The organism is Rhizobium sp. K102, from assembly GCF_022385315.1.
GTDB lineage: Bacteria > Pseudomonadota > Alphaproteobacteria > Rhizobiales > Rhizobiaceae > Rhizobium > Rhizobium croatiense.
The window spans coordinates 1054882-1071933 of record NZ_CP092436.1; the positions used below are offsets into that span (position 1 = coordinate 1054882).

Annotated in this window: 16 protein-coding genes; 15 read left to right on the plus strand and 1 reads right to left on the minus strand. The window is 63.9% G+C overall.

Going from position 1 to position 17052, the window contains the following annotated elements:
- The first annotated feature begins 3 nt into the window (after positions 1-3).
- Together cobN and cobO are read left to right on the plus strand one after the other, a co-directional pair.
- Complete coding sequence (gene cobN, locus MHI61_RS11070) at positions 4-3939, plus strand: cobaltochelatase subunit CobN (protein WP_239792033.1); 3936 nt, start codon at positions 4-6, stop codon at positions 3937-3939.
- The gene (gene cobO / locus MHI61_RS11075; RefSeq protein WP_239792034.1) at positions 3936-4571 is read left to right on the plus strand and encodes a cob(I)yrinic acid a,c-diamide adenosyltransferase; all 636 of its coding nucleotides are present in this window, start codon (positions 3936-3938) and stop codon (positions 4569-4571) included. Before cobN ends, cobO begins: the two co-directional genes overlap by 4 nt.
- 21 nt (positions 4572-4592) lie before the next feature.
- On the opposite strand, the gene MHI61_RS11080 is transcribed toward cobO, so the two are convergent.
- Positions 4593-5378, minus strand: a complete 786-nt coding sequence (locus MHI61_RS11080; RefSeq protein ID WP_239792035.1) for a TSUP family transporter — start codon at positions 5376-5378, stop codon at positions 4593-4595.
- Positions 5379-5477: 99 nt separating this feature from the next.
- Here MHI61_RS11080 and MHI61_RS11085 point away from each other — a divergent pair, with 99 nt between their 5' ends.
- The 13 genes from MHI61_RS11085 (at position 5478) to MHI61_RS11145 (ending at position 17046) form a co-directional block, all read left to right on the plus strand.
- Entirely contained in the window at positions 5478-5897 is a 420-nt protein-coding gene (locus MHI61_RS11085; RefSeq protein WP_239792036.1) for a cobalamin biosynthesis protein, read from the plus strand.
- A gap of 69 nt (positions 5898-5966) precedes the next feature.
- On the plus strand, positions 5967-6917 hold the full coding sequence (locus tag MHI61_RS11090; protein WP_239792037.1) for a nucleoside hydrolase: 951 nt from the start codon (positions 5967-5969) through the stop codon (positions 6915-6917).
- A gap of 297 nt (positions 6918-7214) precedes the next feature.
- The gene (gene cobA / locus MHI61_RS11095; protein WP_239792038.1) at positions 7215-8054 is read left to right on the plus strand and encodes a uroporphyrinogen-III C-methyltransferase; all 840 of its coding nucleotides are present in this window, start codon (positions 7215-7217) and stop codon (positions 8052-8054) included.
- Positions 8051-9358, plus strand: coding sequence for a cobyrinate a,c-diamide synthase (locus tag MHI61_RS11100; protein ID WP_239792039.1), 1308 nt, complete (start codon positions 8051-8053; stop codon positions 9356-9358). The genes cobA and MHI61_RS11100 overlap by 4 nt, the downstream gene beginning before the upstream one ends.
- Positions 9355-10440, plus strand: coding sequence for a threonine-phosphate decarboxylase (locus MHI61_RS11105; RefSeq protein ID WP_239792040.1), 1086 nt, complete (start codon positions 9355-9357; stop codon positions 10438-10440). The genes MHI61_RS11100 and MHI61_RS11105 overlap by 4 nt, the downstream gene beginning before the upstream one ends.
- A complete protein-coding gene (gene cbiB, locus MHI61_RS11110) occupies positions 10437-11417 on the plus strand; it encodes an adenosylcobinamide-phosphate synthase CbiB (RefSeq protein WP_239792041.1) in 981 nt (326 codons plus the stop codon). Before MHI61_RS11105 ends, cbiB begins: the two co-directional genes overlap by 4 nt.
- 88 nt (positions 11418-11505) lie before the next feature.
- On the plus strand, positions 11506-11706 hold the full coding sequence (locus tag MHI61_RS11115) for a hypothetical protein (RefSeq protein ID WP_077989321.1): 201 nt from the start codon (positions 11506-11508) through the stop codon (positions 11704-11706).
- A 150-nt stretch (positions 11707-11856) separates the two neighbouring features.
- The gene (locus MHI61_RS11120; RefSeq protein ID WP_222139977.1) at positions 11857-12285 is read left to right on the plus strand and encodes a L,D-transpeptidase; all 429 of its coding nucleotides are present in this window, start codon (positions 11857-11859) and stop codon (positions 12283-12285) included.
- A gap of 298 nt (positions 12286-12583) precedes the next feature.
- Positions 12584-12862, plus strand: a complete 279-nt coding sequence (locus MHI61_RS11125) for an acyl carrier protein (protein WP_003540486.1) — start codon at positions 12584-12586, stop codon at positions 12860-12862.
- A gap of 117 nt (positions 12863-12979) precedes the next feature.
- Positions 12980-13462 carry a 3-hydroxyacyl-ACP dehydratase FabZ family protein gene (locus MHI61_RS11130; RefSeq protein WP_064803194.1) on the plus strand — a complete coding sequence of 161 codons (483 nt, stop codon included), beginning with the start codon at positions 12980-12982 and terminating at the stop codon, positions 13460-13462.
- Positions 13459-14664: a beta-ketoacyl-ACP synthase gene (locus tag MHI61_RS11135; protein ID WP_239792042.1), complete on the plus strand. Its 1206-nt coding sequence runs from the start codon at positions 13459-13461 to the stop codon at positions 14662-14664. The genes MHI61_RS11130 and MHI61_RS11135 overlap by 4 nt, the downstream gene beginning before the upstream one ends.
- Positions 14665-14674: 10 nt before the next feature.
- A complete protein-coding gene (locus MHI61_RS11140) occupies positions 14675-15961 on the plus strand; it encodes a beta-ketoacyl-ACP synthase (protein WP_239792043.1) in 1287 nt (428 codons plus the stop codon).
- A gap of 56 nt (positions 15962-16017) precedes the next feature.
- Positions 16018-17046, plus strand: coding sequence for a zinc-binding dehydrogenase (locus MHI61_RS11145; protein ID WP_239792044.1), 1029 nt, complete (start codon positions 16018-16020; stop codon positions 17044-17046).
- The last annotated feature ends 6 nt before the right edge of the window (positions 17047-17052 follow it).

Genomic DNA, 17052 nt, shown 5'->3' on the forward strand with positions numbered 1-17052 from the left:
CCGATGCATCTGCTTCTGGCCCAGCAGGGAACGATCAGCGACGGCGAGGAGGCGATCGACCTCGGGCAGACGCCGGGCGATATCCTGTTCCTGTCGGCTGCCGACAGCGAGCTTGCGGCGATCGCGGCCGCCCATCGCGCCTGCGGTGGGCCGCAGTCGCTGAGGCTTGCCAGCCTGATGAGCCTCAAGCACCCGATGTCGGTCGATACCTATGTCGAGCGCACCGCACGGCATGCGAAGCTCATCATCGTGCGCGCACTCGGCGGCGCCAGCTATTTCCGCTATGCGCTGGAGGCGCTGCATGCGGCAGCGGCCCGCAGCGGCGCGCTGATCGCGGTACTGCCGGGTGACGCCAGGCCGGATGCGGGGCTGACACCGTTTTCCAATATCGGGCTCGATGATCTCAATGCCCTATGGGCCTGTCTGATCGAGGGCGGCGATGCCAATGCACGCGCCTTTCTCGATTATGCCGGAGCGATGCTTTCGGGAGGAGAGAAGCCGGCACCGGCGGTGCCGCTGATGAAGGCGGGAATCTGGTGGCCGGGGCGGGGGCTGATCGGCGTGGAGGAGTGGCGGCAGGTTGCCGGTTCGCATGTTGCGCCACCTTCGGCCGCCGAGCGTGGGACGGAGAAGGTGGAACTCGAACCCACAACATCCCCCATCGTCGCCATCAGCTTCTACCGCGCCCTCGTCCAAAGCGGCGAAACCCGCCCCATCGAAGCGATAATCGAAGCCTTGCAGGCACTTGGTCTCCGGCCGCTGCCGGTATTTGCCTATAGCCTCAAGGATCTTGTCTCCACAGGCATTCTCGAAAGCGTATTTTCGGCGCTGAAACCCGATGTCGTGATCAACACGACCGGCTTTGCGGTCTCGGCACCCGGCGCCGATCGGCAGCCGACGGTGCTGGAGGCGAACGGCGCGGTGGTGCTGCAGGCGATCCTGTCGGCCTCGTCGCGGGAGGCGTGGGCGGCCTCCTCGCAAGGCCTGTCGGCGCGCGATCTCGGCATGAACGTGGCGCTGCCCGAGGTCGACGGCCGTGTGCTGGCGCGGGCGGTCTCCTTCAAGACGGCGGCGCGTTACGATGCGGCGGTCGAGACGAACATCGTCGCCAGCGAACCGGACACCGGCCGGGTGCGCTATACGGCGGAACTCGCCGCCAACTGGGCGCGGCTGCGCGCCACACCGGCGCGTGACCGGCGCATCGCCCTTGTCATGGCGAATTATCCGAATCGCGACGGCCGGCTCGGCAATGGGGTCGGTCTGGATACGCCGGCCGGCAGCATCGAAGTGCTGCGGGCGATGGAAGCAGCGGGTTATCCGGCCGTCGATATTCCGGCCGACGGCGACGCGCTGATCCGGCATCTGATGCAGGGGCCGACCAATTCAGGGCATGACGGCCGGGTGATCCGCGAGACGTTATCCCTGAGTCGTCACAACAGTTTCCTGGCGTCTCTTCCCAATCAGATTCAGGATGAGGTGAAGGCCCGCTGGGGCGATCCCGAGAACGATCCGTATTTTCGCGAGGGCGTGTTCGCCCTGCCTTTCGCCCGCTTCGGCGGCGTCCTCGTCGGCATTCAGCCGGCGCGCGGCTATAATATCGATCCGAAGGAAAGCTACCATTCGCCGGATCTCGTGCCGCCGCACGGTTATCTTGCCTTCTACGCTTTCCTGCGCCGCGAGTTCGGCGCCGACGCCGTCATCCACATGGGCAAACACGGCAATCTCGAATGGCTGCCGGGCAAGGCGCTGGCGCTGTCGGAGAACTGTTATCCCGAGGCGATCCTCGGACCGCTGCCGCATCTTTATCCCTTCATCGTCAACGACCCGGGCGAGGGCACACAGGCCAAGCGGCGGGCTGCCGCCGTCATCATCGATCATCTGACGCCGCCTTTGACGCGGGCCGAGAGCTATGGCCCGCTCAAGGATCTGGAGGCGCTGGTCGACGAATATTACGAGGCCTCCGGCGGCGATCCGCGCCGCATCCGGCTGCTCAGCCGGCAGATTCTCGATCTTGTCACCGATATCGGCCTCGACCGGGATGCCGGCATAATCAGCGGCGAAAGCGAAGGCGAGGCGCTGAAGAAGCTCGATGCCTATCTCTGCGACCTCAAGGAAATGCAGATCCGCGATGGGCTGCATGTCTTCGGGGTGTCGCCGGAAGGGCGGCTGCTGACGGATCTGACCGTGGCGCTGGCACGAGTGCCGCGCGGGTTGGGTGAGGGCGGGGATGCGAGTCTGCAGCGGGCGATTGCGGGGGATGTGTTGGAAAACCCCTCCCCAACCCCTCCCCACAAGGGGGAGGGACTTACCGTTGAGCGTGCGGTTACCTCTGAGATCAAAGTCGATGACGAGACAACGCGCCCAGCAAGCCCCTCCCACCTGTGGGGAGGGGTTGGGGAGGGGTCTTCTTTTGACCCTCTCGACTGCGACATGGCCGCTGCCTGGGCCGGCCCACGTCCACCAATCCTGGCCGACCTCGTGGATGCCCCCTGGCGCACCAATGGAGACACCGTCGAGCGGATCGAGCTGTTGGCGGCCAAGCTCGTCTCCGGCGAGATTGCCTGTCCTGCGGAATGGACGGCGACGCAGGCGGTGCTTTCCGAGATCGAGACCCGTCTCAAGCCCTCGATCCTCGCCTGCGGCCCCGCCGAGATCGCGGGCCTGCTTGCCGGCCTCGACGGCCGCTTCGTGGCCCCTGGTCCCTCCGGCGCGCCGACGCGTGGGCGGCCTGATGTGCTGCCGACCGGGCGCAATTTCTATTCGGTCGACAGCCGCGCGGTGCCGACGCCGGCGGCTTACGAACTTGGCAGGAAATCGGCGGAACTGCTGGTACGCCGCTATGTGCAGGACCACGGCGAATGGCCTGATACCTTCGGCCTGACGGCCTGGGGTACGTCGAACATGCGCACCGGTGGCGACGATATCGCCCAGGCAATGGCGCTGATCGGCGTCAAGCCGCTCTGGGATATGAGCTCGCGGCGGGTCACCGGTTATGAGATCATACCGCCGGCGCTGCTTGGGCGGCCTCGCGTTGACGTGACGCTCAGAATTTCCGGCTTCTTTCGCGACGCTTTTCCCGAGCAGATCGCCTTGTTCGACAAGGCGGTTCGCGCCGTCGGCGCGCTGGAAGAGGACGACGCCGACAATCCGGTTGCAGCGCGCATGCGCGGCGAAGCGGCAAGGCTTGCTGCCGCCGGTCTCGATGCCGCCGCGGCGAAACGGCGGGCGGGTTACCGGGTCTTCGGCTCGAAACCCGGCGCTTACGGCGCCGGGTTGCAGGCGCTGATCGACGAAAAGGGCTGGGAGCGGCGCGCCGATCTCGCCGAGGCCTATCTCGTCTGGGGCAGCTATGCCTATGGCGCCGGCGAGGAGGGCAAGGCCGAACGCGGCTTGTTCGAGGAGCGGCTACGATCGGTGCAAGCCGTCATTCAGAACCAGGACAACCGCGAGCATGACCTGCTCGACAGCGACGATTACTACCAGTTCGAGGGCGGCATGGCGGCGGCGGCCGAACAGCTCGCCGGGGTGCGTCCCGCAATCTATCATAATGATCATTCGAGACCCGAGCGGCCGGTGATCCGTTCGCTGGAGGAAGAGATCGGCCGGGTGGTGCGCGGGCGCGTGGTCAATCCGAAATGGATATCCGGCGTCATGCGCCACGGCTACAAGGGAGCGGCCGAAATCGCCGCCACCGTCGATTATCTCTTCGCCTTCGCGGCGACGACGGGGGCAGTCGGCGCGCACCATTTCGAAGCGGTCTATCAGGCTTTCATCGCCGATCCCGCCGTGCGCGCTTTCATGGTCGAGAAGAACCCTGCGGCATTCGACGAGATGAAGGAGCGGATGCGCGAAGCGATCGACCGCGAGTTCTGGACGCCGCGCAGCAATTCGGCCCGGTTCGACCTGGCCGCCACGCAACTGAATGAGGTGCACCGATGAACGACGAAACTCCGGTAAACGAAGCGGCCAAGGATGATGCGCGCCACGCCGAGAAGATGGCGAAGAAGAAGGCTGCACGCGACAAGATCATGGCGACAAAGACGGACGGCAAGGGGCTGATCATCGTCCATACCGGCAAGGGCAAGGGTAAGTCGTCGGCCGCCTTCGGCATGATCTTCCGCCATATCGCCCACGGCAAGCCATCGGCCGTTGTCCAGTTCATCAAGGGAGCGATGTGGACCGGCGAACGCGATCTGATCGAGAAGCATTTCTCCGATCTCTGCCAGTTCCACACGATGGGCGAGGGTTTTACCTGGGAAACGCAGGACCGCGCCCGCGATGTTGCAGCCGCCTCGGCCGCCTGGGAAAAGGCCAAGGAGCTGATCCGCGACGAGCGCCATTCCATGGTGTTGCTCGACGAGATCAACATCGCACTGCGCTACGACTATCTCGATATCAGCGAGGTGGTGGCGTTCCTGAAAACAGAGAAGCCCCACATGACGCATGTCGTGCTGACGGGACGCAACGCCAAGGATGAGCTGATCGAGATTGCCGATCTCGTGACCGAGATGGAGCTTATCAAGCATCCCTTCCGCTCGGGGATCAAGGGCCAGGCAGGCGTCGAGTTCTGAGGCGCTTGGAGGGTTCGGCGGCTAAGCGCCGAGCCAGACGCGCAGCGGGTTCGCGGGATCGGCGAGCAGCTTTATCGCCAAGGCCAGACAGACGATGACGAGCAGCGGCTTGATCAGCTTTGCGCCGATGCGCATGGCGAGCCGCGAGCCGAGCTGGGCGCCGAGGAACTGGCAGATACCCATCAGCAGGCCGATCTTCCAGAGGATGGCGCCGAAGCTCGCAAAGACGATGAGCGCGCCGAGGTTGGAGCCGAGATTGAGAAGCTTGGTATGGGCGGTCGCCTTCAGCACGCCGAAGCCGGCCAGCGTGACGAAGGCGAGCATGAAGAAGGAACCGGTGCCGGGGCCGAAGATGCCGTCGTAAAAGCCGATGGCCGGCACCAAGGTCAGGCCGAAGACGAAAGGCGTGATGATCCGGTGTTTGTCGAGATCATTGAGGTTCGGCTTGACGGCGAAGAAGATCGCGATCGCCAGGAGCAGCACCGGCATGATCGCCTGCAGCACCTGTCCTGGCACGATGGTTGCAAGGGCAGCGCCGATCGCCCCGCCCATCACGGCCATCAGCGCCATCGGCAGCTGTTCGTGCAACTGCACATGGCCCTTGCGGGCATAAGCGAGTGTTGCCGAGGCGGCGCCGAAGATCGACTGCACCTTGTTGGTGCCGAGCGTCTGCAGCGGCGGAATGCCGGCAATCAGCATGGCGGGGACGGTGATGAGGCCGCCGCCGCCGGCGATGGCATCGACGAAACCGGCAAAGAAGGCAGCCGCGCAGAGCAGCAGAAGCAGATGGAGGGCGATGTCAGGCAAGAGGCTATTCCAGAAGAGCGTTCCGCCGGTCTTGTTGCATTTCCCCCTCCAAGCTGCAATGGCTGCGAGGACACAGCGAGGGCGCATTCGACGGCTTCCATGAGTGACATTTCTTTCGACAGGGCGAGGCGATATGTGCTCGGGCTCGGCTGCGAGCGCGGGACGCCATCTGCGGAAGTGCTGGCGCTTGCCGGCGAGGCGCTGAGAGCGGCCGGCATCGGCGGGGCGGAGCTTGCTGCCATCGCTTCCATCGACAGCCGCGGGCAAGAAGCGGCGATCGTTGACATTGCGGCGCATTTTTCCGTGCCTGCCGTGTTCTTCGATGCACCGCGGCTGGAGGAGGAAACGCCGCGGCTCAAAAATCCCTCCGCCATCGTCTTTGCCCGCGTCGGCTGCCATGGCGTGGCGGAATCGGCCGCACTTGCGGCGATCGGCGCGGATGCAGAACTGGTGATCGGCAAGATGAAATCCGCGCATGCGACAGCGGCGATTGCCCGCATCGGGTTGCAGAAAGCCTGACGGTCGTTATGTTGGCGGCAACGCGCGGCGCCAACCGGCAGCTCAGCGATTCATATCTAGAGGACGATCATGCACAAGGTCATTTATGACACTGACCCGGGCGTTGACGACGCCATGGCGCTTCTTTTCCTGCACCGCCATCGCGAGATCGATGTGATCGGCATCACCACCGTTTTCGGCAATGCCTCGGTCGAGACGACGACGCGCAATGCGCTTTTCCTCAAGCGCGAATGGGATATTCCGGCACCCGTCGCCAAGGGCGCGAGCGTCACCATCGATGCGGCGCGCGCCGAGCGGGAATGGCCGGCCATGGTGCATGGGGACAACGGCCTCGGCAATATCGAGGTGCCGCACACGATCGACCTGCCACTCGATCCCCGGCCGGCGCACCGCTTCATCATCGACACGGTACGGGCCAATCCCGGCGAGGTCAGACTGGTGGCCGTCGGGCGGATGACCAATCTGGCGATGGCGCTGAAGGAAGATCCCGAGATTGCCGGCATGGTGAAAGACGTTGTCATCATGGGCGGCAATTTCTATGTGCCAGGCAATGTCTCGCCGGTCGCGGAAGCCAATATTCATGGTGATCCCGAAGCGGCAGATATCGTCATGACGGCGCCGTGGAAGGTGGTCGTCATCGGCCTCGATGTCACCTCGATGACCACGATGAGCCGCAGCTATCTCGGCGCAATGGCGGCCAAGGGCGACGCGGCGGTGAAGCTGCTTGACGGGCTGTCGCAGCATTACATCGATTTCTACACCCATGCGGTCGATGACGGCATGATGGTGCATGACAGTTGCGCCGCCGTTTACCTCGTGGCGCCCGAGCTTTTCACCACCATCACCGGCGCGGTGCGCGTCGTCTGCGGCGGCATCGCCGATGGCCAGACGGTAATCAAACCGGATGGCCGCCGCTTCCCGCCGGGCGACTGGGACGGCCTGCCGAGCCAGATCGTCGCTACGGGAATCGAGTCGCAAAAGGTGATCGATCTGATCCGCGATACGTTGCTTCGGGCCTGAGCGGCCGGCAGGCGGGTGCAGACTGCTGGCCACGCCGCCAACGCCTCTATCGTCATGCTCGGGCTTGTCCCGAGCATCTGCCTCCGTTTGTTAGGGCAGCAGATCCTCGGCACAAGGCCGAGGATGACGACGCGATGGAGGGGAGCGTTATTCATTATAACATTCATAGCCTTGCCCGGATTTTTCGAGAATTCGAATCCGCCTCCTCGCAAAGTGAATCATCGTCAACTCAGCAACTTCAAGTGAGATGGCGCAGGCGGCGTTGACCTTGCTCTTCACTGGGCCTAGATCAACAAAATGTTGATTAATCCACTTTCACATTTGCCGGTGCTGGAGCCGGGCAGCGTCTGGCTCGTCGGGGCCGGTCCCGGCGATCCCGGGCTGTTGACGCTGCTTGCCGCCAAGGGGTTGGCGGAGGCGGATGTGGTCGTGCATGACGCGCTGGTCAACGAAGACTGTCTGAAGCTCGCACGGCCAGGCGCGGAACTCGAATATGCCGGCAAACGTGGCGGCAAGCCCTCGGCCAAACAACGGGATATTTCGCTCCGGCTGGTGGATCTGGCGCGCGCCGGCAAGCGGGTGCTGCGGCTGAAAGGCGGCGATCCCTTCGTCTTCGGGCGGGGCGGGGAAGAGGCGCTGATGCTAGTCGAGCACAACATCCCCTTCCGCATCGTGCCGGGCATTACCGCCGGCATCGGCGGGCTTGCCTATGCCGGCATTCCGGTGACGCATCGGGAGATCAATCATGCCGTGACCTTTCTCACCGGCCATGATTCCTCCGGCATTGTGCCCGATGCGATCAATTGGGAAGCGATCGGCAAGGGTTCTCCCGTCATCGTCATGTATATGGCGATGAAGCATATCGCCCAGATTAGCGCCTATCTGATGGCGTCGGGCCGCCCGGCGTCCGAGCCCGTGGCTTTCGTCTGCAATGCGGCGACCGGCGCGCAACAGGTGCTGGAGACGACGCTCGGCGAAGCGACCGATGCAGCTGAAGCCTCCGGGCTCGAGCCGCCCGCGATCGTCGTGGTCGGTGAAGTGGTGCGGCTGCGGGCTTCGCTCGACTGGCTCGGCGCCCTTGCAGGCAGGCGGCTGCAGCCTGATCCTTTTGGGCGCTCCGGCAAGGTGACGGCATGAGCGGCCTCCTGATTGCAGCCCCTTCCTCCGGCGCCGGCAAGACGACTGTGACGCTCGGGCTGCTGAGGACGCTCCGCCGGCGTGGCATAGCGGTCGCGCCGGGAAAGGCCGGGCCCGATTACATCGATCCCGCCTTCCATGCGGCGGCAAACGGCACGCCCTGCCTGAATTTCGACCCCTGGGCGATGCGACCGGAGCTGATCTCGGCCAATGCCACGCTGCACCGTTCCGGTGACCGGATCCTCGTGATCGAGGCGATGATGGGGCTGTTCGACGGGGCGGCGGACGGGAAGGGGACGGCGGCCGATCTTGCCGCCCAGCTCGGTCTTTCCGTCGTGCTCGTCGTCGATGCCTCGCGCATGTCGCAGTCCGTGGCGCCGCTGGTATCAGGTTTTGCAGGCTTCCGCGCCGATGTGCGCGTTGCCGGCGTCATCCTCAACAAGGTCGGCAGCGAGCGGCACGAGGCGATGCTGCGTCAGGCGCTCGAAGCGATTCGCATGCCTGTTATCGCGGTGATCGGCAGCGACAAGGCGCTGGCCTTGCCGGAACGCCATCTCGGCCTCGTCCAGGCCGGCGAACATGCCACCCTCGAGAATTTCATCGACCATGCGGCGGACGCCGTTTCCGAGGAGTGCAATTTCGAATTCCTGCTGCGCATCGCAAGGCAGGGCCTCAACCGGCCGTCGGCGGCCAATATCGACCGACTGATGCCGATCGGCGCCCGGGTTGCCGTGGCGCGCGATGTCGCCTTCGCCTTTTCCTATGAGCATATGCTGCTTGGCTGGCGGCGGCGCGGGGCGGATATCTCCTTCTTCTCGCCGCTTGCCGACGAGGCGCCGGCCGCTGATGCCGATGCGATCTATCTGCCAGGCGGTTATCCCGAGCTGCATGCCGGGCGGCTTTCCCAAGCGCAGAATTTCCGCGCCGGCATGCTCGATGCGGCGGCGCGCGGCATCCGGATCTACGGTGAGTGCGGCGGCTACATGGTGCTGGGCGATGGGCTGATCGATGCGGAGGGCAGGCGCCACGAAATGCTCGGCCTGCTGCCTGTTGTCACCAGCTATGCCAAGCGCCGGCGCCATCTCGGCTATCGCCGTGTGACCCCGCTTGACGGCGCCTTCTTCGCGCGGACCATGACGGCGCATGAATTCCACTATTCAACGGTCGTCTCCGAGGGAGAGGGAAAGCGGCTGTTTACAGCGCAAGATGCGCTCGGCACTGATCTCGGTGCTGTCGGGCTCCGGCGCGGCCAGGTGGCGGGCTCCTACATGCATCTGATCGACCTTGCGAGAGCGGCTGGATGAGCGCGCCGATCGCCCACGGCGGCGGCATTACCGCCGCAGCCGCCGCCTTTGGCGGCAGGCCGCAGGACTGGCTCGATCTTTCCACCGGCATCAATCCATGCCCGCTCGCCCTGCCGGAGATCCCGACAAGGGCATGGCACCGTCTGCCGGACAGCTATCTGGTCGATGAGGCAAGGCGGGCGGCGCGGGATTATTATGACAGCGGCGAGATACTGCCGCTGCCGGTGCCGGGCACGCAATCAGTGATTCAGCTTCTGCCGCGCCTGCTTCGACAGGGAAGCCAGTTCGGCGTGACGGATGATAGGGTCGCCGCGACGGACGACAGAGTCGCCGCGACGGACACTAGGATTGCCGTGACGGACGACAAAGTCGCCGTGGTGTCGCCGACTTATGGCGAATATGCGCGCGCCTTCGCCTCGACCGGTTTTGCCGTCGATGCGATCGACGATATAGCTGCGATCGGCGACCAATATAGGCTTGCCGTCGTCGTCAATCCGAACAATCCCGACGGGCGGATATGGCCGGCCGAAGCGTTGGCAGCTCTGCACGACAGGATGAAATCGGCAAACGGACTGCTTGTTGTCGACGAGGCTTTCGGGGATGCGGATCCGGCGCTAAGCCTCGCAGCCCGCGCGCAGGACCTTCCCAACCTGATAATCTTCCGTTCGTTCGGCAAGTTCTTCGGGCTTGCCGGCCTGCGGCTCGGTTTTGCAATCGCGCATGAGGATATTCTCGCGCGGTTCGAGGACTGGCTTGGCCCCTGGGCGGTCTCCGGCCCGGCGCTGTCGCTTGCCGCCTCGCTGTTTGGTTCGGACGTGGCTGCAATCCGCCGCTGTCTCGCTGAACGCAGCGCCGCGCTGCAGGCGGCGCTGCGCGCTGCCGGGCTGCCGAGCAGAGGGAGAACGGCGTTGTTCACGCTTGTCGCCGATAGCAGGGCGAGCGACATTTACACGCATCTTTGCCGGCATCATATTCTCGTCCGCAAGTTCGATTATGCGCCGGATTGGCTGCGTTTCGGATTGACGCCCGATCCGGCGGCGGACAGACGGCTTGGCGCAGCCCTTCAAGGATTTGAGCGATGATGATCGACGAAAACCTCCTCGTGCTGCTTCTGGCGCTGCTGCTCGACCGGATCGTCGGCGATCCGCAATGGCTGTGGTCGCGGGTGCCGCATCCCATCGTCATCTTCGGCGCGGCGATCTCTTACGCCGATCAGCAGCTCAATCCCTCAAGCCTCACGGGCTCTCAGCGCCGGATGAACGGCGTTGCGGCGATTCTGGCGCTGCTTGTGCTGTCGATCGCTGCAGGCTTCGTGTTCGACCGGTTTTTCGCGCTCTTCGGCCTTGCCGGCCTCGTGCTGGAGGCCGGGTTGGTGGCGATCTTCTTGGCGCAAAAGAGCCTGGCCGATCATGTCGCGGCCGTCGCTACGGCCCTGCGCGGCGAGGGGCTTGCCGGCGGCCGGAGCGCCGTCTCCCGCATCGTCGGGCGCGATCCCGAGACTCTCGACGAGCCGGCCGTCTGCCGCGCGGCGATCGAAAGCCTTGCAGAAAATTTCTCCGACGGCGTCGTGGCGCCGGCCCTTTGGTATGCCGTGCTCGGGCTGCCGGGCCTGCTCGCTTACAAGATGCTGAACACGGCGGATTCGATGATCGGCCACAGGTCGGAAAAATACATCGATTTCGGCTGGGCCGCGGCTCGGCTGGACGATATCGCCAACTGGCCGGCCGCGCGGCTCTCCGTCCTTTTGATCGCCGCCGGCGCCTGGATCCGGCGCGGCATGAGCCCCTGCCGCGAGGCGATCCGGGTGGCAATGCGCGACGGCGGCCTGCACCGTTCGCCGAATTCCGGCCGGCCGGAGGCGGCAATGGCCGGTGCTCTCAACGTCCAGCTCGCCGGCCCGCGCATCTACGGCGGTGTCATCGTGACTGAGCCGATGATCAACAACGCCGGCCGGGACGTTGCCACCGCCGGCGATATCGAAGACGGTGTGTCGGTGTTCTATGCCAGCTGCATGGTGCTTACCGGTCTGATCTTCGGATTGTTTTTATGTTTCTTGTAGGATGTGCCCGTGAGGCACCGCAGTGGACACTCCCGCCGCAAAGGTTTATGCGAAGCGCCTCCTATCTCCATCAGACCGGAAAAGAGCGATGACAGTCCAGGTTGAATTGCCGTGCCCGAAGTGCAAGAGCACCAAGATGAAATTCGAGCGCCCCGAGATTCGGGAGACCGACATCATCAGCTGCGCGGCGTGCGGCCATAATCTCGGGACGATGGCCTCGATCCGCGAGAAGATGAACAAGGCCTACCAGCAGCTCAAGCGGCCGTCGGCGGCGCGTAAGCTTCAGTGAACAAGCGCCGCCCTCTTGCGGCGTCTCGGTCACGCTTTCGCTCGTTAGAATTGTGATTACCATTCGGGTTAAAGCTATATAATAAGTATCGTCGTAGTCTCTCTGTCGTGAGGGCGCAATCAAACTGCGCGGGTGCGAAGAGGGGTTATCATGAAGACGATTTTTGCGGCTGCGGCCGCAAGTTTATTGCTGCAGTTTTCTCCGGTTGCGGCTGAGGCAGCAACGCTGGTTGCCAATATCAGCATCGGCAAGCAGACGATGACCGTCACCGAGAACGGTTTCGTCAAGTATCGCTGGAAGGTTTCGACCGCGCGTAATGGTTATGTCACGCCGACCGGTTCCTGGAGCGCCAAATGGCTGTCGCGCGATCACCGCTCTCGCAAATACGACAACGCGCCGATGCCTTACGCCGTATTCTTCAACGGCGGTTACGCCGTTCACGCCACCTTCGATCTGAAGCGTCTCGGCAGGCCGGCCTCGCATGGCTGCGTTCGCCTGCATCCCGACAATGCGGCGGAGTTCTTTTCGCTGGCGCGGCAGGCAGGGCTCACCAATACCCGGGTGGTCATCACGCGCTGATCCCGGATCAGCGCCTGAATTCGAATTCGGCGCGATTTGATCCAGATCAAACTCAGATGCGGATGTTGGTCGCATCGAGCGCGTCACCTATTTGATTCGGTCAGCCTCCCATTTCGCGCCGGGAGAGCCTTGCATCGCCTTTCAGGGTTCGCGCAACACTCTGGAACGTCCGGCACTCCATTGCTGTTTAGGCAACACCTGATTGCCAAATTGCCGCAACGCCCGGACGAAAGCATTGGCTTTTGAAATGGATTTGCCTATGAGGGGGTTTAAATCGTCATTTCATGAGGTACAGCGCGTGACCGCTACATTCGATAAAGTTGCCGACATTATTGCAGAAACCAGCGAGATCGATCGTGCCACGATCACGCCGGAGAGCCATACGATCGACGACCTCGGTATCGACAGCCTCGATTTCCTCGACATCGTCTTTGCGATCGACAAGGAATTCGGCATCAAGATTCCGCTCGAAAAGTGGACGCAGGAAGTCAATGAGGGCAAGGTTTCCACCGAAGAGTATTTCGTGCTGAAGAACCTGTGCGCCAAGATCGACGAGCTCAAAGCAGCCAAGGCCTGAGCGACATATCAGTCTTTTTTGAACGCCCTGCCGCCCTGAATATGGCGGCCGGGCGGTTTCGTTCCTAAGTAGGCGTCACCGGCGGGCGGATTTTGCCCGTCGAGCCGGAGGATCCGAATGCTGCTGGAATATTTCCAGATGATTGACCGCGTCGAAGCGGTGGACCTGAAGAAGGGGACGCTTGCGGCACGATCCGTCGTGCCGGCCAAAAGCCCCGTCTTCGAAGGCCATTTTCCCGGCATGCCGCTCGTTCCCGGCGTGCTCCTGATCGAGACCATGGCGCAGGCCTCCGGCATGCTGGTGCTTGCCGCCACCGATTTTGCCGCCATGCCCTTCCTCATGTCGGTCGACGGCGCCAAGATGCGCACCTTTGTCGAGCCTGAAGCCGTGCTTGATATCGAGGCTGTGCTGGAGCATGACGGTTCGGGTTTCGCGGTCACCAAGGCAAAGATCACCAGCGGCGGCAAGAAGGTCTGCGATGCGCAGCTGAAACTGCGCACCATGCCCTTCAGCGAGGTGCCGCTCGGCGATATCGTGAAAAAACGCGCCGGCGAGGTCGGGCTTCTCGAAGCGATCGCAGCGCAGGGAGTGATTGGATGAGCAAGGCTGCAAACGACGTCGTCATTTCGGGCGTCGGCATCGTTACCTGCCAGGGTGTCGGCAAGGACGCGCATATCGCGCTGCTTTCGGCCGAAAGTGCGCCGAAGGCGATCGTCGAGACCGAGAAGTTCAAACCCTATCCGGTGCATCCGCTGCCTGAGATCGACTGGTCGCAGCAGATCGCCAAGCGCGGCGACCAGCGCCAGATGGAAAACTGGCAGCGTATCGGCGTCTTCGCAGCGGGTCTGGCCCTCGACGATGCCGGCTTCAAGGACAATATCGAGGCCTGCGGCACGATGGACATGATCGTGGCCGCCGGCGGCGGCGAGCGCGACATCAACGTCGATACGCTGATCGTCGACGAAGGCCTGAAGCGCAACGACCGGGAGCTGCTGCTCAATGAGAAGCTGACGACGGAGCTGAGGCCAACGCTGTTCCTGGCGCAGCTTTCCAACCTGCTGGCCGGCAACATCTCCATCGTTCACAAGGTCACCGGCTCCTCGCGCACCTTCATGGGCGAGGAAGCTTCAGGCGTTTCCGCCGTCGAGACGGCCTTTTGGCGGATCCGTTCCGGCGAATCCACCCATGCGCTTGTCGGCGGCGCCTTTGCTGCCGAACGTCCCGACATGATCCTGCTCACTGAAGCGATCGGCGCGCATACGCGCGACGAATGGGCGCCGCTCTGGTCGCGCTCCGGCCTTGAAGGCGGCGGCATGATCACCGGTTCGGCCGGCGCCTTCCTGGTGCTGGAATCGCGCAAGCACGCGGAAGAGCGCGGGGCGCATATCTATGCGACGATCAGCGCCGTCGAGGGCGATCGCGGCAGCCGTAGCGCCGGCAATTTCGAAGTGCGCATGGAGCGGCTGCTGAAGCCTGCCGCCGAGCTGCCGCCGGACAGCACGGCCATCTTTTCCGGCTCGACCGGCATGCATGAAATCGCCGCCCGCGAAAAGGCGGTGCTTGAGCATCAGCTTCCCGGCGCTGCGATCCGCGGCTTCGGCGGCGTGTCCGGTCACACGATAGAGGCGCATTTCCCGCTGGGGCTGGCGCTCGCAGCCCTTGCCATCGATACCAAGGCCAAGGTTCCGCCCTTCGACGCTGCTCATGAAGCGCCGATGAAGGCGGGCACGAAGGCCGCCGTCGTAACGACGGTCGGACACCAGCGCGGCGAGGGCGTCGCCGTTCTTTCCGCAGAGGCGTGAGGAGAGAGATATGACAGCTTCCGCTTACAAGGATCATCTCGGCCGGCCGATCGTCGCAGTGACCGGCATGGGCATCATCACGTCGCTGGGCCAGGGCCTGAAGGACAATTGGGCGGCCCTTTCTTCCGGCACCTCGGGGATCCACGCGATCAACCGCTTTCCGACCGAAGGCCTGTCGACCCGGATCGCCGGCACCGTCGATTTCATCGAGATTCCCGTGCCGAACGCCGTCGAGCGCTCCTATGCCTTTGCGCGCGAGACAACGATCGAGGCGCTGGCCGATGCTGGTCTGTCAGGCGATTTCAACGGCCCCCGATTTCTTGCCGCGCCGCCGATCGAGCCGGAATGGAGCGCCCGTTTCGAACTCGCCGACCGTTCGCCGGCTGCCGACCATCCCGGTGATGCCTATGAGCGATTCCTGACGGCGCTGCGCCAGCGCCCCGATCCGGCGTTCCATGAAGCGGCCCTGTTCGGTGCGATTTCCGAGCGACTTGCCGACCGGTTCGGCACGCGCGGCCTGCCGGTGACGTTGTCGACGGCCTGTGCTTCCGGTGTGACCGCGATCCAGCTCGGTATCGAGGCGATCCGCCAGGGCCGCACCGACCGCGCGCTGACGGTTGCGACGGACGGATCGCTGAGCGCCGAAGCGCTGATCCGCTTCTCGCTGCTTTCGGCTCTTTCGACGCAGAACGATCCGCCGACCAAGGCCTCCAAGCCGTTCAGCAAGGATCGCGACGGCTTCGTCATCGCTGAAGGTGCTGCGACCCTGGTGCTGGAATCGCTGGAATCGGCGGTCGCTCGCGGCGCCAAGGTGCTCGGCATCATGAAGGGCGCCGGGGACAAGGCCGACAGCTTCCACCGCACCCGGTCTTCGCCCGACGGCGGCCCGGCGATCGCGACGATCCGCGCGGCTCTTGCCGATGCGGGTATCGACGAGAGCGGTATCGGCTACATCAACGCGCACGGCACGTCGACGCCTGAGAACGACAAGATGGAATATGGCTCGATGTCCGCCGTTTTCGGCGAGAAGCTGGTCGGCATTCCCGTGTCGTCCAACAAGTCGATGATCGGCCATACGCTGACGGCGGCGGGCGCGGTCGAGGCGGTGTTCTCGCTGCAGACGATGCTGACGGGCACGCTGCCGCCCACGATCAACTACAACAATCCCGATCCGTCGATCGTGCTCGATGTCGTGCCGAACAAGAAGCGGGAAGCCCAGGTTTCCGCCGTGCTTTCCAACTCCTTCGGCTTCGGCGGGCAGAATGCCAGCCTTGTCATGGCGCTCGAACCGGCTTAAGCGGTTCCCGACAATTTTCGAGATGAGATGACGCCTTCGAGGCGAGGGGTTTTGCCATGCGCGCTTTGCAACTGATCGACGACCGCAAGCTGGAGATCACCGACCTGCCGGAACCGGAGGCGCCCGCAGCCGGCGAGGTGACGCTGCGCGTCAAGGCAGTGGCGCTCAATCACATCGACGTCTGGGGCTGGCGCGGCATGGCATTCGCCAAGCGCAAGATGCCGCTCGTCATCGGCGCAGAAGCCTCCGGCGTCGTCGAAGCCATCGGCCCTGGCGTCGCCAACGTGCTGCCGGGTCAGCTGGTTTCGATTTACGGCGCGCGTACCTGCGGGCTCTGCCGCCCGTGCCGCGAAGGCCGTGACAATCTCTGCGAACATGTTTCCGGCGTGCACGGTTTCCATCTCGACGGTTTCGCGCAGGAGAAGGTCAATCTGCCGGCGCGCCTGCTCGTCCCCGCTCCTCCCGGCGTCGATGCTATTGGGGCGGCGCTCGCGCCGGTCACCTTCGGCACGGTCGAGCACATGCTGTTCGACAATGCGAAGCTCGAGCCCGGCGAAACGATCCTCGTCCATGCCGGCGGCTCCGGCATCGGCACGGCGGCGATCCAGCTTGCCAAGAAGATCGGCTGCACCGTCATCACCACCGTCGGCTCCGACGACAAGATCGAGAGGGCCAAGGCGCTCGGCGCCGATCACGTCATCAACTACCGCACCGACCGCTTCGAAGGCGTCGTGCGCAAGCTCACCAAGAAGAAGGGCGTCGACGTCGTCTTCGAACATGTGGGCAAGGATACCTGGGCCGGTTCGATGCTCTGCATGAAGCGCGGCGGGCGTCTCGTCACCTGCGGCTCGACCTCGGGTGTCTCGACCGAGATGAACCTGATGATGCTCTTCCAGCAGCAATTGAAGCTCCTCGGCTCTTTCGGCTGCCGCATGGAAAACATGGCGGATGCGATGCAGAAGATGGGCCGCGGGCTCGTCCATCCCGTCATCGATACCGAAGTCGGCTTCGACGATATCGACCGGGCGCTGGAGCGGATGGAATCGCGCCAGATTTTCGGCAAGATCATCCTGAAGATGGATTGAGCGCAC